18 protein-coding genes are annotated in these 25630 nt (G+C 56.8%); 4 read left to right on the plus strand and 14 right to left on the minus strand.

Translation table 11 applies throughout. The features are described 5' to 3' along the window. Positions 1 to 48 precede the first annotated feature (48 nt). Complete coding sequence (locus M4951_RS08705) at positions 49 to 1683, plus strand: DUF4340 domain-containing protein (protein WP_262026091.1); 1635 nt, start codon at positions 49 to 51, stop codon at positions 1681 to 1683. A 355-nt stretch (positions 1684 to 2038) separates the two neighbouring features. Here the strand turns inward: M4951_RS08705 and M4951_RS08710 are convergent, their stop codons facing one another. From M4951_RS08710 to M4951_RS08735, 6 genes are all read right to left on the minus strand, one after another. After that, positions 2039 to 4213: a tetratricopeptide repeat protein gene (locus tag M4951_RS08710; RefSeq protein ID WP_262026092.1), complete on the minus strand. Its 2175-nt coding sequence runs from the start codon at positions 4211 to 4213 to the stop codon at positions 2039 to 2041. Positions 4214 to 4298: 85 nt separating this feature from the next. Beyond that, positions 4299 to 5285, minus strand: a complete 987-nt coding sequence (locus M4951_RS08715) for a hypothetical protein (RefSeq protein ID WP_262026093.1) — start codon at positions 5283 to 5285, stop codon at positions 4299 to 4301. 65 nt (positions 5286 to 5350) lie between these two features. Further along, positions 5351 to 5764 carry a 30S ribosome-binding factor RbfA gene (gene rbfA / locus M4951_RS08720; RefSeq protein WP_262026094.1) on the minus strand — a complete coding sequence of 138 codons (414 nt, stop codon included), beginning with the start codon at positions 5762 to 5764 and terminating at the stop codon, positions 5351 to 5353. Positions 5765 to 5915: 151 nt separating this feature from the next. Beyond that, positions 5916 to 8795, minus strand: coding sequence for a translation initiation factor IF-2 (infB, locus tag M4951_RS08725; RefSeq protein ID WP_262026095.1), 2880 nt, complete (start codon positions 8793 to 8795; stop codon positions 5916 to 5918). Between the two features lie 201 nt (positions 8796 to 8996). Then, the gene (gene nusA / locus M4951_RS08730) at positions 8997 to 10274 is read right to left on the minus strand and encodes a transcription termination factor NusA (RefSeq protein WP_262026096.1); all 1278 of its coding nucleotides are present in this window, start codon (positions 10272 to 10274) and stop codon (positions 8997 to 8999) included. Between the two features lie 150 nt (positions 10275 to 10424). Next, complete coding sequence (locus tag M4951_RS08735) at positions 10425 to 11624, minus strand: ABC transporter ATP-binding protein (RefSeq protein WP_262026097.1); 1200 nt, start codon at positions 11622 to 11624, stop codon at positions 10425 to 10427. A gap of 458 nt (positions 11625 to 12082) precedes the next feature. Between M4951_RS08735 and M4951_RS08740 the strand changes: the two genes are divergently transcribed. Together M4951_RS08740 and M4951_RS08745 are read left to right on the plus strand one after the other, a co-directional pair. Beyond that, entirely contained in the window at positions 12083 to 12886 is an 804-nt protein-coding gene (locus M4951_RS08740) for a hypothetical protein (protein WP_262026098.1), read from the plus strand. 314 nt (positions 12887 to 13200) lie between these two features. Beyond that, positions 13201 to 13683, plus strand: coding sequence for a hypothetical protein (locus tag M4951_RS08745; protein ID WP_262026099.1), 483 nt, complete (start codon positions 13201 to 13203; stop codon positions 13681 to 13683). A 154-nt stretch (positions 13684 to 13837) separates the two neighbouring features. On the opposite strand, the gene M4951_RS08750 is transcribed toward M4951_RS08745, so the two are convergent. From M4951_RS08750 to M4951_RS08780, 7 genes are all read right to left on the minus strand, one after another. Next, the gene (locus M4951_RS08750; RefSeq protein ID WP_262026100.1) at positions 13838 to 14080 is read right to left on the minus strand and encodes a hypothetical protein; all 243 of its coding nucleotides are present in this window, start codon (positions 14078 to 14080) and stop codon (positions 13838 to 13840) included. 24 nt (positions 14081 to 14104) lie between these two features. Continuing rightward, complete coding sequence (locus tag M4951_RS08755) at positions 14105 to 18034, minus strand: PAS domain S-box protein (RefSeq protein WP_262026101.1); 3930 nt, start codon at positions 18032 to 18034, stop codon at positions 14105 to 14107. A gap of 273 nt (positions 18035 to 18307) precedes the next feature. Next, the gene (locus M4951_RS08760; protein WP_262026102.1) at positions 18308 to 19522 is read right to left on the minus strand and encodes a PepSY-associated TM helix domain-containing protein; all 1215 of its coding nucleotides are present in this window, start codon (positions 19520 to 19522) and stop codon (positions 18308 to 18310) included. A 37-nt stretch (positions 19523 to 19559) separates the two neighbouring features. Beyond that, the gene (locus tag M4951_RS08765; protein WP_262026103.1) at positions 19560 to 20021 is read right to left on the minus strand and encodes a hypothetical protein; all 462 of its coding nucleotides are present in this window, start codon (positions 20019 to 20021) and stop codon (positions 19560 to 19562) included. 85 nt (positions 20022 to 20106) lie between these two features. Beyond that, positions 20107 to 21042 (minus strand): DUF1559 domain-containing protein, encoded by a 936-nt coding sequence (locus M4951_RS08770; protein ID WP_262026104.1) that lies wholly within the window; start codon positions 21040 to 21042, stop codon positions 20107 to 20109. A 275-nt stretch (positions 21043 to 21317) separates the two neighbouring features. Beyond that, positions 21318 to 22229, minus strand: coding sequence for a polyphosphate kinase 2 (gene ppk2 / locus M4951_RS08775; protein WP_262026105.1), 912 nt, complete (start codon positions 22227 to 22229; stop codon positions 21318 to 21320). A 97-nt stretch (positions 22230 to 22326) separates the two neighbouring features. Continuing rightward, the gene (locus M4951_RS08780; RefSeq protein ID WP_262026106.1) at positions 22327 to 24294 is read right to left on the minus strand and encodes a substrate-binding domain-containing protein; all 1968 of its coding nucleotides are present in this window, start codon (positions 24292 to 24294) and stop codon (positions 22327 to 22329) included. Positions 24295 to 24595: 301 nt separating this feature from the next. On the opposite strand from M4951_RS08780, the gene M4951_RS08785 reads away from it, so the two are divergent. After that, on the plus strand, positions 24596 to 24862 hold the full coding sequence (locus M4951_RS08785) for a PLD nuclease N-terminal domain-containing protein (RefSeq protein WP_262026107.1): 267 nt from the start codon (positions 24596 to 24598) through the stop codon (positions 24860 to 24862). Between the two features lie 183 nt (positions 24863 to 25045). Here M4951_RS08785 and M4951_RS08790 read toward each other — a convergent pair whose 3' ends face one another. Continuing rightward, positions 25046 to 25501 (minus strand): DUF3465 domain-containing protein, encoded by a 456-nt coding sequence (locus M4951_RS08790; RefSeq protein WP_262026108.1) that lies wholly within the window; start codon positions 25499 to 25501, stop codon positions 25046 to 25048. Between the last annotated feature and the right edge of the window lie 129 nt (positions 25502 to 25630).

Raw genomic sequence — 25630 nt, forward strand, 5'->3', positions numbered from 1 at the left:
GATATTTCATCTACCGACGCCGAGATCCCGTAAGGGGAACCAGTAGCGATGAACGAATTAGTCAAAACATCCATTTTTGTGGGGGTCGCCGCCCTCTTTACGATCGGAGCGGTCGTCTCACGTCCGGTTCTGGCGCCCAGTAATCCAGAGGACGAAGTCGGCGAGCCCCTCTTTCCGGATTTCAATAATCCCGACCAGGCGGCTTCGCTCTCGATCACCAAATACGACAGCGAACTTGTCACGCTCAACTCGCTGACGCTGGAAGAAAGTCCGACCGGTTGGGTCGTCTCGTCCGAAGGAGGCTATCCGGCGGATGCGGAGGATCAGGTTCGAAACGCAGCGACGGCGCTGATTGGTTTAAAAGTGATCGGCGCCTTTGACGCGTTGCCGAGTCAGTTGGCCGAGTTCGCCCTGGTCAAGCCGGACGCCGAGACTCTGAACATTACCGACAGCGGCGTGGGACAATTGGTGGTGATTTCAGACGCCGACAAAAAGCCGTTGGCCGAATTGATTATCGGCAAGCAAGACGACAAGCAACCGGGGATTCGCTATGTCCGCATTCCCAGCCGCGATCGCATCTATGTCGTGCAGCTTGACGCCGCCGCGTTTCCGATCGAATTTGAAAAGTGGATCGACAACGACCTGCTGGAGCTGAATCCTTTCGACGTGGCGCAGATGACGTTTCGCGATTACAACGCGGCGCTATTGCAAGGCGCCGGCGGAGCGCGGATCGACCGCGCTGACAAGATGGAAGCGGTCGTCGACTACAACGATATCGACAACAAATGGACGCTCCGTTCGCTCCAGTTGCCGCAAAACGGCCGCCTGGCGCCGGCCGAGTTGGGACCTGATCAAAAGCTGAACGACACCGCGTTGACCGCCGTGCGCACGGCGCTGGATGAGTTGCAATTGGTCGATGTCGTGAAAAAGCCGGCGGGCCTGGCCGAAAATCTGAAGGTCGACGGGCAGTTCAACAACGAAGGGCTCGATACGCTGATCCTGAACGGATTTTTGCCGTACGGAACGGCGCCGATGACCTTGATCGGCGATAGCGGCGAAATCAATATTCATACGAAAGACGCATTGAAATATCGGTTGCTCTTCGGCAAAGAAGAGGACGGCGGTGAAGAAGGCCCTCGTCGCTATCTGATGGTGCAAGTCGAGCTCGACAAAGCCGCATTGCCGCCGCCTGAGACGACGGAAGTGCCGGAGTTGAAAGAAGGGGACGGCGTCGACGTCAAGAAATTGGCGGACGAAATCGCCGCGATCAAGCTGGCCAACGATCGTGCGATAGACGCCTATCGCGAAAAGCATAACGCCGCGCTGCGGAAGGTCTTTGAGATGAATTCTCGGTTCGCCGATTGGTACTACGTGATCTCAAACGATCAGTATGAGAAGATTTTGCTGACGCAGAATAAGCTGATCGATTCGCCTGCCGGTGCTGCTCCCCAACAGCAACCTCAATCGGGCGTACCGTTCATGCTGCAACCTGCTCCAAAGCCGGTGCAACAACCGCCGGTCCAATCGATGGAGCCGGCGGCCAAACCAGTGGAGCCGGTGAAACCTGCAGCAGCCGAAGAAGCTGCGACGAAACCGGCTGCAGAAACGCCGAAGGAAGACGCTCCCAAGGCGGATAAGCCGGCGGAAGAAAAGCCCGCAGCGGAAGCTCCGGCCGCCGATTAGTCATCTCCCTTTTCGTAGCCCAACGCGTAAGTTTTGACGTTGCGCGTTTTCGAACCAAGCGAACGCTTTCCATCGGCTTGCGCCTCTGGCTAGTGTTCTGTCAAACCGCTATTTTCGGCTTCCACGAAATCAGCCGCACGGCGTTAGCCGCGGTTTCTGTCACCAATTGTCTTTCGCAAATGAGTTCCCATCAGAAACCGGTGCTAACGCACTACGGCTAATAAAAACATGGCGCCTGAAAATTGTCGCGTGACAGAACACTAGTGTGACGATTTTCGGCTGATTTTGGTCGGGTTCCATGCTTGTTATCGTAAAATAACGCAACTTCAAAACCGGGTTACGAAGAGAAACGCCGCTACTCGTTGGTTGCCGACGTTGCGGCGATCTTGGCCTTGAGTGCGGCTTGCTTCTCCGCGTCCTCTGCGGTCAACAACGCGACCGCTTCTCGCCAGGCGTCAATTGCTTCGGCTGGTCGTCCTGCGGCGGAGAGAGCATCTCCTAAATGTTCCAGCAACACGGGATCAGGCTCTTCGATCTTCGCGACCGCTTGTTGTAATTGACCAACGGCCTGATCGAACCGACCTTGGCGGAAATAGGCCCAGCCGAGGCTGTCTCGATAGGCGGCGTTTTCTGGTTCGGCCGCAACGGCGGTTTCCAGCATCAGAGATGCGCGGCCAAGATTGCGACCGTCGTCCGCCCAGAGATAAGCGAGATCATTCATCGCGCCAACGTCTTCCGGGAATTCATCCAAGATCTGTTCGAGCCATTCTTCACGCTCATGGTCGGTTTCCGCCAAGGCCGATAGCATCAATCTGGCTTGTCGCAGTACTTGCCGCGTCGGCGCGTCTTCGCGCTCGCTGTCAAATTGAGCCAGCAAGCGGCGATAACTACGCTCGGCTTCTGGTTTCCGCTCGGCGTAGAACAAAATCCAAGGGACTCGACTAGCGAGCGCCGCCGAATTGGGATCGAGCGCAATCGCTTTTTTGGCGGTCGCCAGCGCTTCGTCGGAGCGATCGTTCATCGCCAGTAACGCCGCCAGATAATCGTAGGTTGCGGCGCGACCTGATTTCGGCATTTTGGCCGCCGCCGCTGTTCGCAGCGCTTTTTCTCCCAGTTCGTACCGCTTGGCGACCATCCAGGCCAAGCCGAAATCGACCAGCGAGGGCGCCGCCGCGTCTGAATCCAGCTGATTGGCGATTTCGAGCCACTTCCAAGCGTCGGCCGATTGCTCGCGCATTTGGCAAAGCTGGGCGATTGCCTGGGCGGTGGGGACGGTGAGCCCTGTGGTCGACTCTTTCCGCTTTTCGGCGGCGGCGATCAGTGCATCCGACGCATCTTCATCGGCGGCGATTTGCAGGAGTTGGTCATGCAGCGTCGAGAGATTCCGATTGCGCTCGGCGATCGTGGTCAGCGTGTTGAGCAGCGCTTCCCAGTCTTTGTTTTTCCACTGGGCGATCGCCAACGTTTGGTACGCGTCGCGACTGGGAGACTTTACTAGATGCGGTTGAATCAGCGCGATCGCTTCTTTCCCCTGTTCCTCGTCCAGTTGAAGTTTCGCCAGAAAATAGGCGAGCGCCACGTCTTGTCGATTCGCTTCGTAGTACGGCGTGAGCTTCTTCAGCAAGCGAGCGCGGACTTCGGCGGGCGCGGCGCCTTGTTGGGTCCAAATATCACTGAGCAGTTGATACGGCAGGTCGCCGGCGGCGATGTCACGCTTCGCGGCAATCACCTTTTGCACACGCTGCTCGGCGGCATTTAGACGATCGGCGGCCAGATCGACACGCGCAAGTTGCAGTTCTAACTGCTCAGGCTCGGAGTCGCCGATCGCGGCGCGAAACTGTTTTTCCGCCGCTTGATAGTCGCCGTTCTTGTTAAAAGCCTCGCCGAGGGCGCGGCGAACGGTCATCCCGCCGCGGCCTTCATCCGATTTCATGATCGTTTCGACTTCCGGCAGCTTTTTGTCGATCAACTGGACGAGCGCCGTCGCTTCTTGCGCCGCTTGGGGAGCGTCATCCAGCTTGGTGTAAAGGTCCAGCAGACGCAGACGCGTCGCCAGTAATTGGGAGTTCGCCTGGCGTTGTTCCAACGCAGCCGCGCCGCGTTCGTAGTACCGGGCGCCCCGTCGCAAGTCACCGGTCTCTACGGCATAGGCGCCCATCAGTAAGAGAAAATCGGCGGATGCGTCGGTTTGCCGATCGGCCAACAGCAAGGCATATCGCGATCCTTCTTCCATTCGCTTTTGTGAGAAAGCCACCTGAACGATAGCTTGCAAAATGGCCTGAGAGTCAGGCGACAAGCGGTGAGCCCGTTGATAGCGCCGCTGCGCAGCGGCCAGCTTTTCTCGCTGCTGCAACATCCGCCCTTCGATCAGCAGGGCTTCGGTCGCCGTCCGATTAGCGTCCGCTTCGGTCGGCGGCTCACGCGGAACCAGAGCCGGGGGAAGTTCAACAGGCAACGTCTGGGCGCTCGCCAGCGGCGATTGCGAACAGGTTCCTAGCAACATCAGGCCAAGTAGAAGCGTCTGTTTCATGCGAACTGCAGGTTGAATCATCAAGGAAGGAAAGATCGCCTTGCCTTCTATTCTAGATTATCCTGCCGCAGCCGACCAATCGCGATTACTTCGGCTTTCGCTTACTGATGGCGCCGGTCGATTTTTTGACGACCTTCTTTTTGGTCGGTTTCTTTTCGGCGGTCTTCTTTTCGGCCGCCGCTTTGGGGGCTGGTTTCTCTACCGGTTTCTTCTCGGGCACTCTCTTTTCGACAACCGAGGGGCCTTTTTTCTTCGCCGCTTTTTTGGTGGGCTTCCCGGCGGTCGGTTTGACCGGCTTCTCATTCGCCTTTTTGATCGCGGCGGCCCGTTTGCGGGCTTTGATGACCCGTTTTTCTTCGGCAGCGGCTTCGGCGGCCGCTTCTTCCTTGGCGGTCGGGCGTTTGGGGAAACGCGATTTGGCGTCCGGCGCGATTTCGAGAATGTAATCGCGTACTTTCTTGGAGTACGGATTCACCAAGAAATCGACCGCCAACTCGTGGATGAGCGAACTGTACTCGACTCCCTTGGTTTTGGGGATCGCGCGCTCCATGCCGGGGACGCTTTTCTTTTTCGCTTCGGCGTCGGAGATGATGCCGAGGATACGCATCAACTCGACCAGCGCGTCATCGGTCGGAACGGCGTGACCGCCGAGCGCGTTTTGCGTGACATAGCCGACGATGAACTGCGTGATGCCAGTGAAACGCTCGATCTGTTTGATCGCTTTCCCCTGGTTCAGCTTTTTCAGGCTTTCCAGATCGTACGTGTAGAGCGTTTCAAAGACATTTTGCAGGATCGACTTCAGCTTGTGGGCCGAGGATTGCGGCTGCGGCAACTTCGCGCAGACTTCCGATAGTTCGACCAACGACGTGACGCGAACTTCGTTCCAGTCGAAGTAGTTGGTGGAGAGTACGCTGAAACATTGCTCGGCGGCGGCGCGCGGCGAATTTTCCAACAGCGCTGCGAACGCCAATTGCTCCAACAGCGGGCGCGAATCGGTTTCGGCCGACGTGTAATGTTTCTTTACGACTTTGTGGCTGGCGGTGATGAGACCCGCGCGGTTCGTAGCGGCCATGGTAATTACGTCGTATGCTCCCGTGGTGTGTTTCTAAGGCGAACGCCTACGTGTGAAGAAGACGCTTACTCTTGAGGTTCTGTCGGCTGGTCGAGTGGCGCCGGTTCGTCGTCGTCTTCTTCTTCCGGCTCGTCATCTTTGGGCAGCACGTCTTTTAAGATACGCGCCACTTCAAGCGAGTGCTTGACTCCCTTGTCGATGACAAATTCAAGCTTGGGCGTATAACGCGTGTCGATGCGATCGTTGATCTTCGCTTGCAGGAAACCGGCCGAACGCTTCAGCCCTTCCAGACAATCGGCCTGCTTCTTCTCGTGTCCCATGATCGAGACATGCACTTTGGCTTGACGCATATCAGGCGACATTTCAACAGCGGTGACCGTTACTCCGGCGACGCGGGGATCGCGCAGCTCGGTAATGATCGCCATGCTGACGACTTCGCGAATAGCCGAGGCGGCTTTAAGTAGGCGACGTGAACTCATATCAACGATCCCAACAAGCGGCTGTGCGTCGCCGCAAAGCGACGGCGAAAGGAAGTTGGCGGTCCTTCATTTCGCGAGCCGTGTGGAGTCTTGGCTCCGGATATAAAGGCAAAGTCGAGAAGCGCCGCGACGGCGCTTCTCGACAGAAGGGTTAATCTAGCGTGCGCGCGAATTCTTCGATCTTGTACGCTTCGAGAATATCGCCATCTTTGATGTCGTTGAAGCCTTGCAGGCGGATACCGCATTCGTAGCCTTCGCGGACTTCCTTGGCGTCATCCTTTTCGCGACGCAGCGAGTCGAGCGGGTATTCGCCGATCGTGCGGCCGTCGCGATTTACGCGGATGCGGCAGCCTCGTTCGATGATTCCACCCAACACGCGGCAACCGGCGATCGAGCCGAGTCGGCTGACCACAAACACGCGTTGCACAAGTGCGCGTCCCAACTCATTGACCCGCTCTTCCGGTCGCAATTGACCTTCAAGCAGCAATTTGAGTTCTTCGGTCACTTTGTAAATGATGTTGTAGCGACGAATCTCGATTCCCTTGTCATCCGCGAGCGAGCGAGCCGCTTCGTCCGGGATCACATTGAACGCGATGATCACCGCTTCGGAAGCTGAAGCAAGGGTGACGTCGGCCACGGAAACGGCGCCGACGGCAGCTTGCAGCACGCGGACTTTGACTTCGGGGTGATCGAGCTTTTCCATTTCTTTCTGGAGAGCTTCGATTGAACCGCGCGTGTCAGCCCGAATGATAACGTTGAGCGTCGTAACCGATTTGTCGCCTCCCAGGGTGCCCGATTCGAGCTGTTCCTGGAATTCTTCAAACGAAACTTTGACCTTGTGAACGCCGAGCGATTCGGCCCGACTGCGATTGGATCGCAATTCGGCGATTTCACGCGCCTGGGCGATGTCGTCCAGCACGTAGAACTTGTCGCCGGGGCCGGGAGCCTGATCGAGACCGGTGATATTGACCGGAGTCGACGTCGGAGCTTCGGTCAGACGTTTACGATTGTTCTGCGTGTCGTACATCGCTTTGACGCGTCCATGAGCGGCGCCGCAGACGATGACATCGCCCACTTTCAGCGTGCCGTTCTTGACGATGACCTTGGCGAGCACGCCGCGATCCGATTCCTGCTCGGCTTCCAAGCAAACGCCGACCGCTGGGCGATCTGGGTTCGCTTTGTACTCGTGCAGTTCGGCTGTCAGCAAAATCGTTTCGAGTAGGGAATCGATGCCTTCGCCGGAAATGGCGCTGGTTTTCACCACTTCGACGTCACCGCCCCATTCGGTCGGCAACAAGCCGTGTTGCGAAAGTTGCTGCATCGCCTTGTCGGGGTTGGCGCCTGGCAAGTCGATTTTGTTCAACGCGACGATGATCGGCACTTCGGCCGCTTTCGCGTGGCTGATCGCTTCTTCGGTTTGCGGCATGATGCCGTCGTCCGCAGCGATGATCAGCACGGCGATGTCGGTGACGTTGGCGCCGCGAGCACGCATTTCGGTAAACGCTTCGTGACCCGGCGTATCGACAAACGCGATCTGCTTATCGTCTTTATCGACGATGTAGGCGCGAATATGCTGCGTGATGCCGCCAGCTTCGCCTGAAGCGACGTTATGGCCGATGATGCGATCCATCAACGACGTCTTACCGTGATCGACGTGACCCAGAAAGGTGACGACCGGCGGACGTTCGTGCAGCGAATCAGGATCGTCGATCGTCTCTTCGATCTTGGTGATCACTTTGTCTTCCACCGATTGAGCTTCGCTCAGGTCGATTTCAACTCCGTGTTCAGCGGCCAGGTATTCGCCGGTCTCGGTGTCGATGATGGTGTTGATGTTGGCCATCGTTCCCATCGTCATCAACGTGCGCAAAATCTTGATCGTGGCGATACCGGTCGCTTCGGAGAAGTCGCGAATCGAACAGGGCAACTCCAACTCGACGTTCGTTTTACGCGGCGCGGCGGTGTTGGCGCCTTTACGCTGCGTTCTCGACCGCGAGCGACGACGCATGCGATCGCCTGAATCGTCTTCGCCGGGCTTTTTCGTCCGGCGACCAGCGGCGCGAGCTTCGCGTCCGCCTGCCATCGCCGCTAGGCCTTTCGACTTCTTGCGGCGATCGCCGCTGCCGGCAGATTCATCCGTATCGGCGATCGGCGCGTCGGTCGGACGGCGTTCTTTGTCTTTTCGCTTTTTCTCGTGCTGCTTGGTGAACTCTTCCAGCGGCGCCTTTTGCCCTGCTTTGGCGCCTTGAATGGCGGCCTTCGGCAATTGCATGATCGGCTTTTGTGGAGCGGGTTCGCCCGACTTTTTGGTCGGCTGAGTCGGCGCGGCCGGAGTTGGCATCTTCGCCATCTTCACGGTTGTCGCGACGCGTTTCGGCTTGTTCGCCGCTTCGCGTTTGCTGGCGTCGCCGGGAGCATCCGGCGTCCGCGTGCTTCCCAGAACACGGACCTTGCCGCGTCCACCGCCGCCGGGGGCGATGTAGTCGGCGCGGCGAATTGCGTTGATTTCGGCCGCGGCGTCTTCGGGCGGAGAAGCGGTTTCCGCCGGCTGTTCGGCTTCCACCTCTACGGGCTTTTCGATCTCCGGTTCCGGAGGCGCCGGTTGCTTCACCGTTTCAGCGACGGGAGCTTCAACTGGCGTAGCTTCGACTTCCGGTTCGGCGGCCGTTTCCTGCTCTTCGGGCAGGTCTTCGACACTGGTGTCGGATGGTCGCGAGGGGCGACCATGGACGGCCAGCGGAGCGTTGCCGGTACGAATGGTGCGAATTTCTTTTGGGCGGCCTGATTGGGCGGGGCGCTCCTCACGAATCGGCTCGTCGATGACGGCCTCTTTCGCAGCGCTGCTCGCTTTGGCTTTGCGATCTTGCTTCTTACCGCCGCCGGAGATGTAAGACTTGACTTTATCGAGCTCGTCGTCGGTCAAGCTGGCGAGAGCAGAACCCTTGCCAGTGACGCCGGCGCGATTGCAGATCTCGACCAGCTCTTTGCTGTCGATATCAAGCTCTTTCGCTAACGCGTAAATACGTATGGGCACTTTGGCCTTCCTGTCATTGCCGGTCGAACGATTTCGCCCCGGTCTTTCCGGTTACCGCTTATGTCATCCCTAATTCTCCGCTAATGGAGTAGCTCTTTGGGCAACCTTCAAAGAGCCGTGGCGTTACACTTCCGCCTGCCGACAAGGCGACGGTCATTGTCTGGTAATAGTACGACTTGGTTGTCGTTTTCCCCAGCACCGTTAGGACCCTTCCGTTTCCGGAGGAGGCGTCGCGTCGCTGGGGGGTGTCGCCGGCGGAGCGCTGGGGGGCGCTGAGCCAGGATTTTGTTGTTCGGAGCGGTTGCGGCGGCGTTCGGTTTCTAACGCTCGTTCCGCTTCCATCCCGCGATTTTCCGCTTCGTCACGGATGCGTTCGATTTCGTCCTCGGTGAACTCGCCCATCGCCATCAAAGCGTCAGACTCGATCACCGAAAGATCGTCGTACGACAAAAAGCCTTCGCCGACCAATTGTTCGGCGACGCTGTCGGTGACTCCATCGATTCCCGTGAATGCGGTGACCGCACGTTCGATCTGCTCTTCGAGTTCTTCGCGGAGCATGATCTCAATATCCCATCCGCACAGCTTGCTCGCCAGACGGACGTTTTGTCCGCGGCGACCGATCGCCAGCGAAAGTTGATCTTCCCGCACCAGGACGATCGCGCGTCCCATCATCTTGCAGAGGATCACCTCTTCCACTTCGGCCGGCTGCAACGCGTTGGGGATTAGCGTTTCCGGATCATCGGTCCAGCGGACGATGTCGATCCGCTCGCCCGACAGTTCGTCGACGATGTTCTTGATGCGATTGCCGCGAACGCCGACGCAGGCGCCGACGCAATCAACGCGTTGATCGCTGCTGTCGACGGCGACTTTGCTGCGATAACCGGGCTCGCGGCTGATGTTTTTGATTTCGATCACGTCATCGGAAATTTCAGGAATTTCCTGCTCGAACAGACGCTGCACGAATCGTTTGTTGGCGCGGCTGAGAACCACTTTCACGCGGCTCCCTTGCTTGCGCACTTCCAGCACGATCGCGCGAACGCGGTCATTCGCATGGAAGGATTCGCCGGGGATCTGTTCGGAGCGGGGCAAAATCGCTTCGACGTTGCCGAGCGCCACAATCGCCGCACCCCCTTCGGCGCGATGCACGGTGCCGTTGACCATCTGGCCAACCATCTCGTCATATTCGTCGTGCAGCGAGTCTCGTTCGGCTTCGCGAATCTTCTGGATGATCACTTGTTTGGCGGTTTGCGCGCCAATCCGACCGACCGCTTCTTCCGGATCAACCGGCTCACCATCGATGTGACCCGAGATCGAACCATCTTCGCGGTCGATATGAATGACAACTTCCGACTCTTCCGAGTGGTATTTGCGCGTCGCGGAAACCAAGGCCGATTCAATTGCCTGAAATACGACTTCTTTGTCGATATTTTTATCACGGTGAATCGCGTCAACGATCCGCAATACCTCGGTCGGATTCATGCTTCCTTCACTTTCACCGAAAATTGGCGTTCAGTCGGTCTCGACTCGTCGGAGACTGGGACCAAAACCAAATAACCGACACCCCCCGCTCCGCCGACTCAATCAAGAGTCAGGAGATCGATGAGCCCCGGTTTCTGGAAAAAATCGGGTTTAATTCGTCACGGGTCGTCGCAAGTTGCGACCATCATCCGCAGCGAACAAATGGAGTTGATCTGGCGCCGCCGCAATCTGGATCACCCCACGAGGGGCCCCGATCCTGGCGTCCGCCTTCACGACTAATTCTTGCGTCGAGTCCGCCAATCGACAATGCAACAGTTCTACGTCCCCCAGCGACTCGACCAAACTGATTTCGGCTTTTCCTGCGTTCACTAGGCCGAGATCGGCCAAGTGTTCAGGAGCCTCATCCGCGAACACGGCGACATCTTCAGGTCGCACGCCGAGTTCGACTTCTTGTTGGTCCAGCGCCGCCGGGGCAAAACCCGATTGCGTTAAATCAATCGACAGCCCGCCGCCGATAAATCGGATCTGCGAGTCAAGTCTTGCGACTCGACCCGGGATCAGGTTCATCGGCGGAGAGCCGAGGAAACTCGCGACAAAGCGATTCGCCGGGTTGCGATACGCCGTAATCGGAGCCGCCGCTTGTTGAATCACTCCATCTTTCATCACCGCGATGCGATCCCCCAGGGTCAATGCTTCCACTTGATCGTGGGTCACATAGACCATGGTGGCCGACAACTGGCGATGCAGTTGCTTAAGCTCTCGTCGCATCTCTACCCGCAGCTTGGCGTCCAAGTTTGACAATGGCTCATCAAACAAAAACAGCTGCGGATCGCGTACGATCGCTCGCCCCAAGGCGACACGTTGCCGCTCGCCTCCAGACAGTTCTTTCGGCAGACGCTGCAACAAAGGAGCAATGCCCAACGTGTGGGCCGTCTGCTCGATTCGCTGAGGTATCTCCCGACGACGCGTTTCCAACTCGGCCGCCGCTTGCGGACGAACAAGTCGTCGCAGCAATCGCTCGAGCCAATTCCCGCCGTAGCGGAGCTCCAGACCAAACGCCATGTTTTTGTACGCCGTCATGTGCGGGTACAAAGCGTAGTTCTGAAACACCATTGCGACATCGCGGTTTTTGGGCGCCACATGCGTGACGTCTTTGCCGCCGATCCGGATCTCACCGGACGTGACGTCCTCTAGTCCGGCGATCATCCGTAGCGTCGTGCTTTTACCGCACCCGCTGGGACCCACCAAAACCAGGAACTCGCCGTCGGCGATCTCCAAATCCAAGTTGCGAACCGCCGGTTGATCGCTGGAGTAAGACTTGCTTACTCGTTTCAAGCTAACTTCGGCCATGCCGTTTCACGCTGAGTCAGCCTGCAACTTCCCCGGTCATTTTCGCCCCTTTAACTGCGTGAAAGAGGCGAAAACTGTTTCAAGCACACAACTTAGTGTCCGTCGCAATCCGGTCAGGATACTGGTATCAGCGTCTGCTGTCAAGTTGCCGAGCCCTCGCCCGGCAGACGCAGAACTGAAAAGGAAACACCCGCGGACTGGGGGCAGGCTCAGGTGGTGATCCAGGGATAAGTCCGCGAAACGTCTGCTCACCCCCGGTTGGATGCCGAGATCAACGCCGCGTTGCGGGTTTTCCGGGTTGGGTGGAAATTGTTGCAGGAATCTGGACAGAGTCAAATGATGGTCGTGCGGATGAGAGAAATCGTGGGGAAAAATAGGTTCTCGAAATCCATTTCGCCGTCTGCCGCGGTCCGTTATGGTGGGAGCGACCTCCCCTGCTCTTCTGTGTGACGGTGTTGATGGAATCTCCTGATACCGAAGCGACGAACGATCCGCTGATGGCGACCAGCGTAGGATCGATTGCGGTGCTGTGGGGCCGGCGGTTGGCGATTGCGTGGTTTTATGTTTTCAATCTGGCCGCATCGGCGCAGCTGGTCCTGCTGCCAGAAGACAAAGTCGCTCCATTCTGCCAGGCGATGGTTCTGGGAGTTTGGTGCGGGATTGGCGGCAGTCCATTATGGAAGCGAATGTTGGCCTTCGGCCTCAGCTATTTCTATTTTGAATACGTCAATGGCAGTCGTAGAGATATCGTGTTGTTCGCTTTCATCATGTTGGTGATTGCTTTGGCCTGTGCCGTCTCGTGGCATCTTGTCGCTTTCTTTGGGGGCCGCATCCGCTGGACGTTCCCGCTTTACGATCTACTCGCTGCAACGGGTGCGACTGGAGTCGTCATCGCGGTGTGGGGAACGCGGTTTACGAAGATGATAACGCATGAACATGAATGGCCAATTCTGTTGAGCATCCTTGCGTACTGGGGATTGTTTGTCTCGCTGCTCGTGTGGCCCATGTTCTTCCATCAATATCAGCGAAGGTGGCGAGGGTTCATTTGGTCCTGCGTACTCATCATTCCAACTGTCGGAGCTGTAATCGAGCTTTTGGTTGTCTTTCTAAAAACGTCTGTTGGCACATTCGGAGAAATGGCCTTGTTTTTCGCTTGGATGTTGCCATTGCTAGGGCTGAACATATACTCTGCCGAGATCGCGCTCGCCTGGTGGAAGATCGAACTTGTCAGACCGGTGGATGGCGCGGATGCAAAACACTAACGTTTGCCCGGTGGCGCCCGAGGTAATATCAGCCGCACGGCGTTAGCCGCGGTTTCTTCGCTGCTTGTTCCTTGCAACTGAGTTCGCCTCAAAAACCGCGGCTAACGCCGTGCGGCTGATTTTGCTTGAGAACTTTGTTGCCGGGGGAATATCATCGTCAATACTGCTTGGGCGCGAAAAGAAGAAACCGCGGCTAAGGCCGTGCGGCTGATTTGATTGGGGACAGTCAGATTAGCCGGCGGACGTTGGCCTCGGTTCCGACGCGATTCCATCTGCAATTCACAAGTCGGACAAGCAATCGCGGCTGATACGGTATGAATAATGACGAGCCGATTGCCTTTTTCATTACCTTCACTATTTACGGCACGTTTCTTCAGGGCGACGCGCGAGGATGGCGGTCGCGAAAGGATGGCTCACGTCCGCCGCAACCGCTTCTGGAGCGATGGCGACGCGATCGTCTGAACCACGACATCCTGTTATTGAACGACGCGCAGCGCACTGCGGTCGAAAAGGAGATCGATCGACTTTGCCAGTTTCGGAGCTGGAAACGGTGGGTCGCAAATCCGCGGTCGAATCATGTTCATGTCGTGATTACGGCAGCGGGATATTCTGGCGAAAAGGTTCGTGACCAACTCAAGGCGAATTGCACACGAGCGTTGCGAGCAAGCTGGCCAGCGTTTGTCGATCGTCCTGTTTGGTCAGTTGGCGGCGATTGGAAATCGATCAACTCCGAGGACGATCTGGAGCAAGTGATCTTGTATGCGAGTGAATCGCAAGATCGGAAGGGACGCAAATGAGTAGGAGAACCTCCCATCAGCCGCAGAGCGCTAGCTCCGGTTTCTGAAGCGAACTCAATCGCGAGAAACAAGCGGCGAAGAAACCGCGGCTAACGCCGTGCGGCTGATTTCGTTTGGGGGTAAGCAGCAAATCCAGCAGTGGTTCGGCTGTGTATTACTCCTCTTCGCAGGCCAGTTCGACCATATCGAGCACCGTCTGCTTCAGCGGTTTGATTCCATCCTCTTGGATGATGCCAAACAGCTCGGCAAATTCCGCGGGGTTGGATTTGGCGCCATCGAGCGCCTGGAAGCCCATCGTGACGACGCCCAGGTAGGATTTGATGTCATGCCCTAGTTGTCGCAGCTTTTCTTTGCGTGCAGCGGCGTCGGCGGGAGTCGCTCTTTTGTCAGCGGTCATTCAATTACCCTTTCCTATGCGTCGCTAAGAGTTGCTGGGGTGAACCGTGGCGAACAATTGCTGCAAGTCGCTTGGTTCGGCCGGTTTGACCAGGTGATGATTGAACCCGGCGTCGGCGGTTCGTTGTCGATCCTCGTCTTGGCCCCAACCGGTCAGCGCCACCAAAACCATCTTTTGGCCCCAGGGCTGCCGGCGAATTTCGCGGGCCGCTTCGTATCCGTTCATTTTAGGCATGCCGAGGTCCATCAGCACAATGTCGGGCGAAAATTCGGCCGCCGTGGCGATCGCCTGAACTCCGTCGTGCGCGGTCATGACTTCATTGCCGAGCATTTTGACCACCATTTTTAACATGGTCGCCGCCGCTTTGTTGTCGTCCACGATCAGGACTCGCAGCTTGATGGGTTGCGGGGTTACGGTCAGTTCGGCCGGCGTTGCTCTTTTCGGTTCTCCTGCGATCGGCAAGCGAACGCAAAATTCACTTCCTTGATCGGGGCCATCGCTTTGCACGTCGATCGTTCCTCCGTGCAACTCGACCAATTGCTTGACCAGAGTCAGACCAATCCCCAGGCCGGTATATCCCTTTTCGAGCGGGCGATCGATTTGGGCGAACATCTCAAAAATTTGGGACTGTTGATCGAGTGGAATCCCGAGGCCGTCGTCTTTGATCGTGACCGCGACTTCCCCATTCTCGCACTGGGCCATCAGCCAAATATGACCGCCGTCTGGCGTGTATTTTGACGAATTATTCAGCAAGTTAGAGAAAACCTGGGCCAAACGGTTGGGATCGGCGTCCAACAAAATCGGCGACTCCGGCAAGGTTACCTGGAGCGTGTGTCCCGCTTCGTCAACAAAGGGCTGGGTCGCTTCGACGGCGCTGCGGATAATTTCGCCCAATGTGATCTGGCTGGTTCGCAGTTCAATCCTGCCGCGAGTAATGCGCGAGACATCCAATAGATCGTCGATCAATCGCACCATTTGCTGCGTTTGACGTTCCATGGTGCTACGCACGTTTTCGATCAACTCGGGATTGTCCTTCACCACTTTCATGACTTCCAATCCGGTGCGGATTGGAGCGAGCGGGTTGCGCAGTTCATGTCCCAAAGTGGCCAGAAACTCGGTCTTGCGGCGATCCGATTCCGACAAGTCGGCGGCGACCTGGCGAAGTTCATCTTCAAGGCGTTTGCGCTCGGTTTGATCACGCATCACTTTCATGAAACCAAGCAGTTTTTCGTCCTCATCCAGCAAGCCGGTGGTCACGCCGGCGGCCCAAAACCGCGTCCCATCTTTGCGCAACATCCAGCGGTCGTCACTGGCGCTGCCAACCGCGGCGGCCTGATCCAATTCGGCCTGGGCGATGCCGCTGACGACATCTTCCGGCGTGAAAATCAACGAGACGATGTCTTGCCCGATAAATTCGGATTCGTCAAATCCCAGCACTCGCTGGACTCCTTCGTTCCAACTGGTGGCTCTTCCTTGCGGATCGGTCATGAAAATCGCGTAGTCTTGGACCTGCTCGACCAAAGTGCGGAAGCGTTCCTCGCTATCGCGGCGATCTTGTTCCGTTTGCCGGCGCTGGGTGATGTCGGTAAAGAGCAACGCGACGCGTTGACTGCTTTCGCTGCCGACCCGAAATGCGTAGACGTCAAACCAGCGACCGTCCAAGGCTTTCGCTTGATGGACGAAGCGAGTGGAGTCGCCGGTTACCGCGACTTGGCCGTAAATCTCGAACCATTTTTCTTCATGATCCGGCGCCAGTTCGCGCATCCGCTTACCGGCTGCGTTGACGAGCCCTGTCTGTTTTTCAAACGCAGGATTAAGCTCTAGAAATTGATAATCGATCGGTTTGCCTGCATCGTCGAAGATCATCTCGACAACGCAAAAGCCTTCGTCGATCGTATTAAAGAGGGTGCGGTATCGTTCTTCATGCTGCCGCGATTCATTTTCGATCTCTTTACGCTCAGAGATATCGCGAAAGACCAGGACCGCTCCCACAATTTTGTTCGCCGCATCGCGAATCGGAGCGGCGCTATCGTCGATAAATCGCTCGGTTCCCTCTTTGGCGATCAGCACGGTATGATTCGCCAGGCCGACGATCTTCCCTTCTCGCAGCGCCCTTTCGGCCGGATTTTCGACCGGCTGTCGCGTCGATTCGTTGATGATGGAAAATACTTCGGTCAACGATCGACCAATCGCTTCCTGCTGGCTCCAGCCGGTTAGCGCTGCGGCGACCGGATTGAGGAAAGTGACCAGCCCTTCTGCGTCGGTGCTGATAACGGCGTCGCCGATACTCGCGAGCGTGATCCGCAGCAATTCGCGATGCTCCCGCTCTTCTTGCATGACCTGACGATTGAGCAAGCCCAACGCGATCTCCTTGGAGACCGACTCCATCGCGGCGAGCGTTCTTTCGCTGAGCGCTTGCCTGGCGAAGATTCCCATCACGCCGACAAGCCGATCTGCGACGATCAAGGGATAGCCTGCGAAAGCGACCAATCCTTCGCGCTGCGCCCACTCTTGTTCAGGCACACGCGGATCGCCGATCACCGAATTGGTCAGATGGGGCGTTTTTTCTTCGGCGATTAAGCCAATTTTGAATTTGCCAACGGGAATCCGCGCATGTCCTCCATTGATATGCGTATACAAGCCGGCGCTGGCCTGCAATTCCAAGATCTGTTCCGCTTCATTCAATGTCCAGATGCGGGCCAGCGCCGCGTCTAAGTTGGCGACTAGCGATTCGGTGCAACCTTGCAGCATGTTTGGGAGGCTGTCTCCCTGGGTCAGCACGGCGCCGACTTCGGCGCCCAGTTGTAGGAGTCGTCTTTTTTCTTCCAGGGCCAGTTCTGATTGCCTGCGCTCGGTAATGTCTCGGAAAATCAATACGCTGCCGGCGATCTCGCCATGTCGGTCGCGAATCGGAGCGGCGCTGTCATCGATAAAATGTTCGGCCCCATCTTTGGCGATCAAGATAGTATGGTTGGCCAGGCCGACGATGATTCCTTCACGCAGCGCCTTGAGCGCCGGATTCTCCACTACTTGACGCGTCGTTTCGTTGACAATGTGAAAGACCGTCGTCAACGGCTGACCGATCGCGTCGGCGTCTGTCCAGCGGGTCAGTTTTTCGGCGATGGTATTCAGATAGGTGACATTGCCGGCGGCGTCAGTGCTGATAACCGCGTCGCCGATGCTGGCGAGCGTGATTCGCAAGCGTTCTTTTTGTTCCGCCAAGATCGCCGCCGCTTTCGCTTTTTGACGAAGGTTGCGCTGAAGAAGATAATAGACGGTGCAAACTAACGCAGATCCGAGGAGCGTCGAAAGCAAAATGGTGGCGATCGCCGTGCGAAAACTGGCCTCGGACTCTTGGCCGCGTCGCCGCAAACGTTCATGCTCGGAAAGTTGCATGGCGGCGATCGAATCACGCACTTTTCCCATCAACGCAATCCCTCGGTCGCTGTCAACAACTTGCAGAGCGGCGGCGCGGTCGCCGGCGTCGATCAAATTGATCGTCTCCTGCAACTCGGCAAGCTTCTTGGTGACATCTTGCTCCACTACAAGCAGTCGGCGCTTCTGCTCGGCGTCCTCTTGGATCAGGGTTCGGAGGTGAACAATTTCGGCTTGCACCTTGCCGACCGAATCGTCGTATGGTTCTAAATACTTTGGTTCTTCGGTGAGCAGATAGCCTCGTTGGCCTGTTTCGGCGTCTTTCAACAACGAGAGCAGGTTGTTGAGTTCGGAGATAATCTCTTGGGTAGCGAAGACGCGGCGATTGTTTTCGATCAATCGAACCGTGTTCATGTATCCCAGAATGGCGCCGACGATGAGCATCGCCAATGTGACGCCAAAGCCGATGATCGTTACATCCCAGCGACGCGGGTTACGCCGCAGATCAGCGGCCAATTCGGCGGAAGGGGCGCCGCCATCGTCTTGTAGCGGCGTTGAATCCGCAGGCTTCAGTTCCATGTCCGTCGCTATTCGCCGCTAATCGCTTTTAGATATTTGAACGAAATTATCCGTAGAGTTTGCTCCTGTCAGTCTGGCCTGCAACAGACTATTAAACCTAGACTGTCGCCCGAAAGCCTAGGCCAATTACCACTTTAGAATAGGCGATCCAACGGAAAAGTCTATGGGCGCGAATTCTCTGGATGCAATCTATCGACAGAACGACCTTTTAGGCGATGCCGATCGAACGCCGGAAAATCAGAAAACTTGCATCGGCAAAAATCAGAGCCTAGCCTAGGTTGACGCAGATTCGAGTTCCGAATTTTTTTCCGCTGCTAACTTCGCGGCGAGCGGCGCTATTTCGGCCGAATTGCCGGACCGGGCCGCTGGACGATTTTGTAATTGTCGGCGACGAGACATCTTCTTGCGCCACCACAGTAAAAAGCCGGTCACATACAGCGCCGCCGGAACGAAGCCAACCACAAAAAAGAGTAATCGGCCGCCGAATCCGAACGCGTCGCCGCAGTGTAAAGCAAGTTGAATGCGGTAGTACGTGTCGGCGAAGGTGAACTTGCTCCAGTCGCGGGTTGCTCTTACCTCGCCGCTGTATTGATCGAGCCAGATTCGCCCTGTTCCACGCAGTTGACCGATTTCGCCCTGCTGGCGGACGAAGACTTTATAGGTGTCGTCCGCGCGCTGCGGCAGATGGACAAAGAAAAGTTCGGAGCCGGGCATCACCTCAGCGGCTAACTGGGCCGCTCGATCAGGACCGATCGGATCGGTGGGAGATGTCGGGACGACCGAAGTTACCTTTTGCGGGTTTTTGGTCTCGATCGAGAACATGCCGACCACCGGTTTGACCAAAAACGGCAACCCGAGATAGACGCCGGTAAATGCGATCAGCAGCAGCGGCGGGGTCATCAGCAGACCGCTGGTCTTGTGCAGATCGAAGTTCAGCTTGTTGCGGCGGATTCCCCAGGCGATTCGCCAGCCCCCTTTTTGCAGCGGCCACCAGAGCACGATGCCGGTGATGATCGAGATGATCACGGTCAGGGCGATCACGCCCATGAGGATGCGACCGGTTTTGCCGAACTGTAATCGAGCGTGCAGATCATAAATCCAAGCGATCAGCCCGCTGCGCTCGGGGCGTTGCCCCAGCGATTCGGCGGTATAGGGATCGTAAAACACCTCGGTCGAGACTGGCTTCCCGCCAGAGGATTTGGCGTTGAAACGCACGTAGTAGACGTTTTCTTCTGTCCGCGGAACGGCGATTCGCTCGACGTGACCAAGCTCTGGAAATTGCTGCTGAGCGAGCGCGGTGATTTCTTCCAAAGAACGCCGCTCGCCGCGGTTCTCGGTCAGCATCATCTCGGCGTTCAGATTTTCGTCAAACGCATGTTCGAAGACGAGAATGCTGCCGGTTACCCCGGCCAGCGCAAAGATCAAGCCCGCCGTCAGTCCTAAGTATAGATGGACCTTCAACCAAATTCGCCGAGCGATCAGTCTCATCGGTTCGTCTCGCAGGAGAACAGAAACATTGTTCCAACTAGTCTTCTTCACGCGGCGCCGCAGTCAACCAGGCGGCGGGAACTTCCAGATGGATCGGAGGAACTTCAAGATCGTGGTCGGGGACGGTTACGCGATGTTTGGATTGGGCCGGTTTGGTAAAGCGATTGCGGAACATGTCATCGCCGGACTCCGAATTTTTGGCGGTGCGCAGAAATGTCACCACATACTCGCCTGCGACGGCGCCATCTTCATCGGCGCTGGTTGAGAGGGCGAATTTCCCCTCTGCGTCCGTTACCCCAACCGGCTGCGCCGCGTTTCCCGTCTTGGAACTGTCGGTGCTTTGAAACCGGACGATCACCCGGTCAAGCGGCTGTCCATTGACCGTCACTAAACCGGTCACTTGGTGTTTGAGCAGACCATCGTCATAAGGAGCTTCACCGCACCCGGTCAGGAGTGCAGCGATGATGAGCAACAAGCAGCGGCGAAGTAGTAAAGCCATCGTTCTGCAATCAAGTGAATTGAAATATTCGTCGACGATCGTTGCGAGAAGCGACTAACGGCCTGCCGAGTTGGTGAACCGGCTGCTAGTATTCGCCCACGACATTGCCGTCTTGAAGCTGCACTAGATTTTCGAGGATGTTGACATCCGTGGTTTCTCCGACGAAGCGGACCGACGCATCTCCAAGCGTCGCGTGTGCGCCGCCGGGATGCCAACTGTACATATTGGATCCGTCCGCACGGCAATTGATCAGGCAATTGCCGCCATACTGCGTGAGTCCGTCCGACGAGAAGCGGCGAAACGAAATCCGGTTTTGTCCAGCCCAGTGATGAAAGCGGTCTTTCTGATCTTCGCCGACCAGGTATTGTCTTTTCCCGTCGTAGTCCTTCGGGCCACCGCATGCTTCACCCAACATAAACGTATTGGAAAGTCCGTCGGTCACATCGCGGAATCGCACAGACACCGGGTCTTGATAGTTCATCATCCCAGCCAGGTGCGTGGTCCCGTCATAGACTTGGGACGAGGCCGAGTATTCGCAGATCCCCGCCAAATAAGGTTCGTCAGCGGCTAGGTCATTGTCGTAGTCTCCGGTGACGGCCCAAGTACCCACTTCTTCGGCCGGCGAAGTGGGGCACTTGAAAGCGGAAATCGGCGTCTGATTTAGCTGGGCGTTGGGCGCTTTGCCGTAATTGACCGTTTCGTCCCAAGCGTCGGCAATATTCCCCTGCTCGATAAACGGCAGGATGGCTCGCGACCAACTCGCTAGGGCTCGTTTTTGCCCGCTTGATTCGGTGACCGTCTCCTGCGTGATCGGCAGTCGCCGATAGGTGTCGTGATAATTGTGCAGTCCCAGTCCGAGCTGTTTCATGTTGTTTCCGCAGGTCATGCGTCGAGCCGCTTCGCGGGCTTGTTGCACCGCCGGCAACAGCAGCGCAATCAAGACGCCGATGATCGCGATCACGACCAGCAGTTCAACCAGCGTAAAACCAAGGCGTTTGGTAGAGCGGACATCCGGGGTCATCGGAGTCTCCAAGAGCGAATTCGGGTGGGAAGTTCAGCCTGCCGAGCCGTGCTCGCTAGATTTGGCTGGCCCGCAGAAGGCGCTGGCTATTCTCTGGCGGAAAGCGGGAGATGGCGCTGAGACTCAGTCTCAGCTGCGTTCACGATAGCCGCTCTGGGCTAGAGAGCAAGGGCGCGTCATACCGAAGCGGCTGATTTTCGCGGGCAATTCACGAATCGGCCGAGTTGGATTTTGAGATAATCCCTTATCCATTCAGAGCGGCAATTTGATTTACGTTAGTAGATATTGGGGACTACGGCCTCGGGCGGACTTGGCTTCCGCGCGTAATCCTCGTTTCGCTCACGCGGCGGCAAGATGACGGTCTCTTTGGGGATTTCGCGATACGGCAGCAGTTCTAAGAGATGGTGGATGCAGTTCAGTCGCGCCCGTTTCTTATCGACCGCTTCGACGATCCACCATGGCGCTTCTTCGATGTTCGTTTCTTCCAGCATTCTTTCTTTGGCGACAGTGTATTGCTCCCAGCGGCGGCGTGATTCTAGATCCATCGGGCTCAGTTTCCACTGCTTCAGCGGATCATGAATTCGGCATTGGAAGCGAAACTGCTGCTCTTCGTCGGTGATCGAGAACCAATACTTAATCACATACATGCCAGAGCGAACCAGCATGCGTTCAAAGTCGGGGACCGAGCGAAAGAACTCTTCGTATTGCTGATCGCTGCAAAAACCCATGACGCGTTCGACGCCGGCGCGGTTGTACCAGCTGCGATCGAACAGCGCGATTTCGCCGCCGGCCGGCAAATGCGGGACGAAGCGTTGAAAGTACCACTGCGACTGTTCACGCTCGTTCGGCGCCGGCAACGCGACGACTCGGCAGACGCGTGGATTGAGCCGCTGGGTGATCCGTTTGATCACGCCCCCCTTCCCCGCCGCATCACGTCCTTCAAACAAGATCGCAACCTTGGCGTTACTAGCGACGACCCAGTCTTGCAGCTTGATCAACTCACGCTGCATGCGCAGCAGTTCGCTAAAGTAAACCTTCCGCGACAGATTGGAATCGGCATTGTAGCCGTCCGGTCGATGCCGATCTTCCAGCGCATCTTCCAGTTCCGCTTCTAGCTCTTCGTCCAGCGAGTCGAGCAACTCGTTTTGAATCCGGTCCAGGTCCGTCGGCATTTCGTCATCGGTCATCGATCTGGCTCTTTTGGACGCAAATTTTGAAGTGTGCAAGGAGAAAATTCGACCGGCATTTCTCTTTGTAGCCCGCTTGGCGGCATTATCGCCAGCCTTACTCGTACCAAGGAGGCTCATACCCGGCTTGCAGTTTGTCCAATTGTTGCTTGGTCAGGTTGGGCGTCAACGGAATAAATCCGGCGTCCAAAACGATTTGCTGCCCCTCCTGCGAGAGAATGAAGCGAAGCAATTCGTCAACCGGCGGCGCCAGTTTTTCACCGCTGGGCTTGTTGGCGTAGATATACAGGAACCGCGACAACGGATATTGGCCGTCATAAACATATTGAAAGCGCTTGGCGAGATCGGAATCGTTTTGGTATTCGGCCGCCGAGTAATTCAGATACTCATCATCTTCATACCGGGCGATGGCGATGGCGCGAACATCTTTGTCGCGATACCCCATCCCCGAAAAGCCGATCGCATTGATCGAACTGCCGACCGCTTTCACCACTTCGGCCGAGTCTTGATGGACTTGCATGTCCGAGCGAAACGGGGCTCCATTCAAAGCCATTTCGCGAAAGAAGTAGCGTGAGCCTGACTGATCGTTCCGACCATGCGTCATGATTTCGTGGTTGGGAAACGGCGGCATGACAAACTTGCCCCACTTCAGCTTTTGCGCCTCGGCCTGAGCGTCAAAGATCGAATCCAACTGGGCCAGCGTTAAACCTCGCACGGGATTCTCGGCGTTGACGTAGACCGCCAACGCGTCGAGCCCAATGCGAATCATCAGCGGATTGTGCCCATGCTTGTTCCGAAATTCGCTGATTTCGGCGGACGTCATCTTGCGGCTCATGAGGCCGAGCTCGCAATCGCCGGCGATCAGCGCCGGGGGCGCCGTTTCCGAACCTGCCGACTCCTGCGCAATCAGAACGCCGGGAGAAAGCTCTTGAAAACGTGCGGCGAGCTTCTCCATCACTTCCCGCAGCGTGTCTGAACCGACGCTCCTAATTTCGCCGGTCAGGTCGGGTTGAGCGACGTACGACGGCAACGCGGCGATCGATGCGGCGTCAGAATCGGTGATGACGACGTTGTTGGCGGGTTCAGGCTCATTGGCGAGCAGTTCGGTTCCCGAGACGGCCTGATGGAAGATCGGCAGCCCAAAGGCCAGTCCTGCGCTGACGGCCAGTCCGGTCATCGCCTTGCCGGCGTCTTTAAAGACGATGCCGCCGGTTTCCTTCATCGGCCGCACTTTCAGCAGCAGCGAGATCGCCGTTTCGCGTCCCGCTAATAGTCCGAGAAACACCCAGGTCGTGCTCATCGGCATGTTGCTGTATTCCTTGAAGATCATCAGGATCATCGCATAGATGAAGTCAATGATCGTCGCCGAGCGGATATCTTGCGTATTGGTTTTTGAGGTCACGATATGTTGAATCGATCCGCCGCGGCGCGCAAATATCACCGCATGCAACACCAGCATCACCAGCGCTGCGAAGACGAAATACATGGGAGTTAATTTGCGCGGCAGATAAACGAAAATGTTCGCCAGATCGTGTACGAGCCACTGGCTCCACAGCAGCGCCGTCGAGATCCATTGCAACGTCACCCAGACCGTAGATGGCGGGTTCTCGGCCGTTGCAATCATCTTCTTCTCGAATGACTTGGTGATGACCAGATAGATGCCGATCGAGACGAAAAACGCGACGATGTAGCCGAGCATCGACTTCGAGAGCATCCCCGTCAGATTACCCGGTGCAAACACCGCCAGCACCAGAAAGGTGGTGCTGACCGGAATGCCATAGCGCGTCAGCAGCAAGATGACCAGCGGTGGAATGATATGCAGCCAGGTCAACCCGCCGGCAGGCTCGGGGAATTTCGCCAGTCGCCCAAAGGAGACGTCGCCATCGTGCGTCAGCCAGCCATAAATAAAGACGAACATCAGCACCGTGCAGGCAAACGCCCACAGCACCCACCAAGGACGCTTGGAGTTGGAGCTGATAAACGTCCCCAGCGTCTGGATCGCGTCATTAGCGACAATCGAATACGCCGCCAACAAAAAGCCCACAATCGCTAAAGTCGAGGCCATGCAACGTCACCTTTTCTCGTGTTGTCAACTCGCCAATATAGGAGCTTGTTTTGTAACACACGGGTAATCGCCTGGGTGTTAAGGAATTGTTAAGAAGTTGCGCAAAAAAATCGGCTGAGCGAAAACCCGCGGCTCATCGGGTTCCGGATGAGCTTGCTGCTGCAGATATTCGCAGCAATCCTTTACCTGACGATTGGGCGACCAGGGGATCCCATGGTAGAAACAGGACACGCGATGAACGCCTTTGATAAAGGCGTGCATCTGCGTCGCCGATCCACACTGACGCAAGAGAGAGAAATCGATGATTGATTGGCTGCTGCTGGCGCAACGACCTATTGAACGACCTTACGTTGGAATTGGGCTCGGGCTCGGCATGATTTGCATTTTCAGCTTCGTCGTGCTGCTCTCGGCCCTCTGGATCTGGGCCTTGGTCGACGCGATCCGCAACCCCCGGCTTTCTGACAACCAGCGAATCATCTGGGTCGTCGTGATCTTGGTCACCCACATTTTAGGAGCGATCATTTATCTAGCGGCAGGCCGACAAGGAGATCGCGGCCGAGAAATGTGATGGATGTAGGGCGCCGACCGTTGACATGCCCCACGGCGCCGGCCCCAGTTCAGCGACACCCCGCGAGGATAGCGACCATGCCGGTTTACGAAGTTGTGTTGAAGGAAAAGTAGAACGGCCGGCGTCAAGTATGCAAATGCTCTTTGGAATTAGCCGAGCGCCGTTAGGCGTCAACGTTGCCCTCTACTCAAAGATCAGCCCGTTATGTTGGAGCCAGCCCGCTTCATGACGTCCGCTCGGGTCGTGATGCGTCCAATGTAGGACGCCCCCTTGGGAGTTCCATTCATACACGCCGTTGAAGGCGACGGTATCCCCGACTTCCAACAAGTTGAGACGAGGCGCAAGATCCATGTTGTGCGCCACCAAGAGCGTTTGTCCCGTGGATAGCGTCAAGATGAACCGTTGGTGACGGCTCCCTTCGGTATCATCGGCCAGCAGCTTGGTCACGACGCCTTCGCCGGTGACTTGGAGCCCGCTTCTCTGTTCGGCGAACGCCGTCCCCAAAACATCCGTCGGGCTGGCCGGCGCCACCGGCGTTTGCATGGTGGAAGTGCCAAGAAGATCGCCAAACAAACCGATTTGACCCAGGCCAAAGCAGATCGCCGCGGCCACGACGACTGCAAGAGTGAGTTTCTTCATGGGGGAAATACTCTTTCCGCTGCAGGGATGGCGAACACGGAACCGCGCTGACGGCTACAAGCTTGTTCCTAAGATGACCAACATCACAACTATAGGCTACAAGTTGACGGCGATTGCGCCTGGGCTCGG

It is taken from the genome of Blastopirellula sp. J2-11 (assembly GCF_024584705.1).
Lineage (GTDB): Bacteria > Planctomycetota > Planctomycetia > Pirellulales > Pirellulaceae > Blastopirellula.

Coding starts and splice junctions, on each gene's coding strand:
- M4951_RS08705 (WP_262026091.1), top strand. CDS start 49: ATGAACGAATTAGTCAAAACATCCATTTTTGTGGGGGTCGCCGCCCTC.
- M4951_RS08710 (WP_262026092.1), bottom strand. CDS start 4,213: ATGAAACAGACGCTTCTACTTGGCCTGATGTTGCTAGGAACCTGTTCG.
- M4951_RS08715 (WP_262026093.1), bottom strand. CDS start 5,285: ATGGCCGCTACGAACCGCGCGGGTCTCATCACCGCCAGCCACAAAGTC.
- rbfA (WP_262026094.1), bottom strand. CDS start 5,764: ATGAGTTCACGTCGCCTACTTAAAGCCGCCTCGGCTATTCGCGAAGTC.
- nusA (WP_262026096.1), bottom strand. CDS start 10,274: ATGAATCCGACCGAGGTATTGCGGATCGTTGACGCGATTCACCGTGAT.
- M4951_RS08735 (WP_262026097.1), bottom strand. CDS start 11,624: ATGGCCGAAGTTAGCTTGAAACGAGTAAGCAAGTCTTACTCCAGCGAT.
- M4951_RS08740 (WP_262026098.1), top strand. CDS start 12,083: ATGGAATCTCCTGATACCGAAGCGACGAACGATCCGCTGATGGCGACC.
- M4951_RS08745 (WP_262026099.1), top strand. CDS start 13,201: ATGAATAATGACGAGCCGATTGCCTTTTTCATTACCTTCACTATTTAC.
- M4951_RS08750 (WP_262026100.1), bottom strand. CDS start 14,080: ATGACCGCTGACAAAAGAGCGACTCCCGCCGACGCCGCTGCACGCAAA.
- M4951_RS08755 (WP_262026101.1), bottom strand. CDS start 18,034: ATGGAACTGAAGCCTGCGGATTCAACGCCGCTACAAGACGATGGCGGC.
- M4951_RS08760 (WP_262026102.1), bottom strand. CDS start 19,522: ATGAGACTGATCGCTCGGCGAATTTGGTTGAAGGTCCATCTATACTTA.
- M4951_RS08765 (WP_262026103.1), bottom strand. CDS start 20,021: ATGGCTTTACTACTTCGCCGCTGCTTGTTGCTCATCATCGCTGCACTC.
- M4951_RS08770 (WP_262026104.1), bottom strand. CDS start 21,042: ATGACCCCGGATGTCCGCTCTACCAAACGCCTTGGTTTTACGCTGGTT.
- ppk2 (WP_262026105.1), bottom strand. CDS start 22,229: ATGACCGATGACGAAATGCCGACGGACCTGGACCGGATTCAAAACGAG.
- M4951_RS08780 (WP_262026106.1), bottom strand. CDS start 24,294: ATGGCCTCGACTTTAGCGATTGTGGGCTTTTTGTTGGCGGCGTATTCG.
- M4951_RS08785 (WP_262026107.1), top strand. CDS start 24,596: ATGATTGATTGGCTGCTGCTGGCGCAACGACCTATTGAACGACCTTAC.
- M4951_RS08790 (WP_262026108.1), bottom strand. CDS start 25,501: ATGAAGAAACTCACTCTTGCAGTCGTCGTGGCCGCGGCGATCTGCTTT.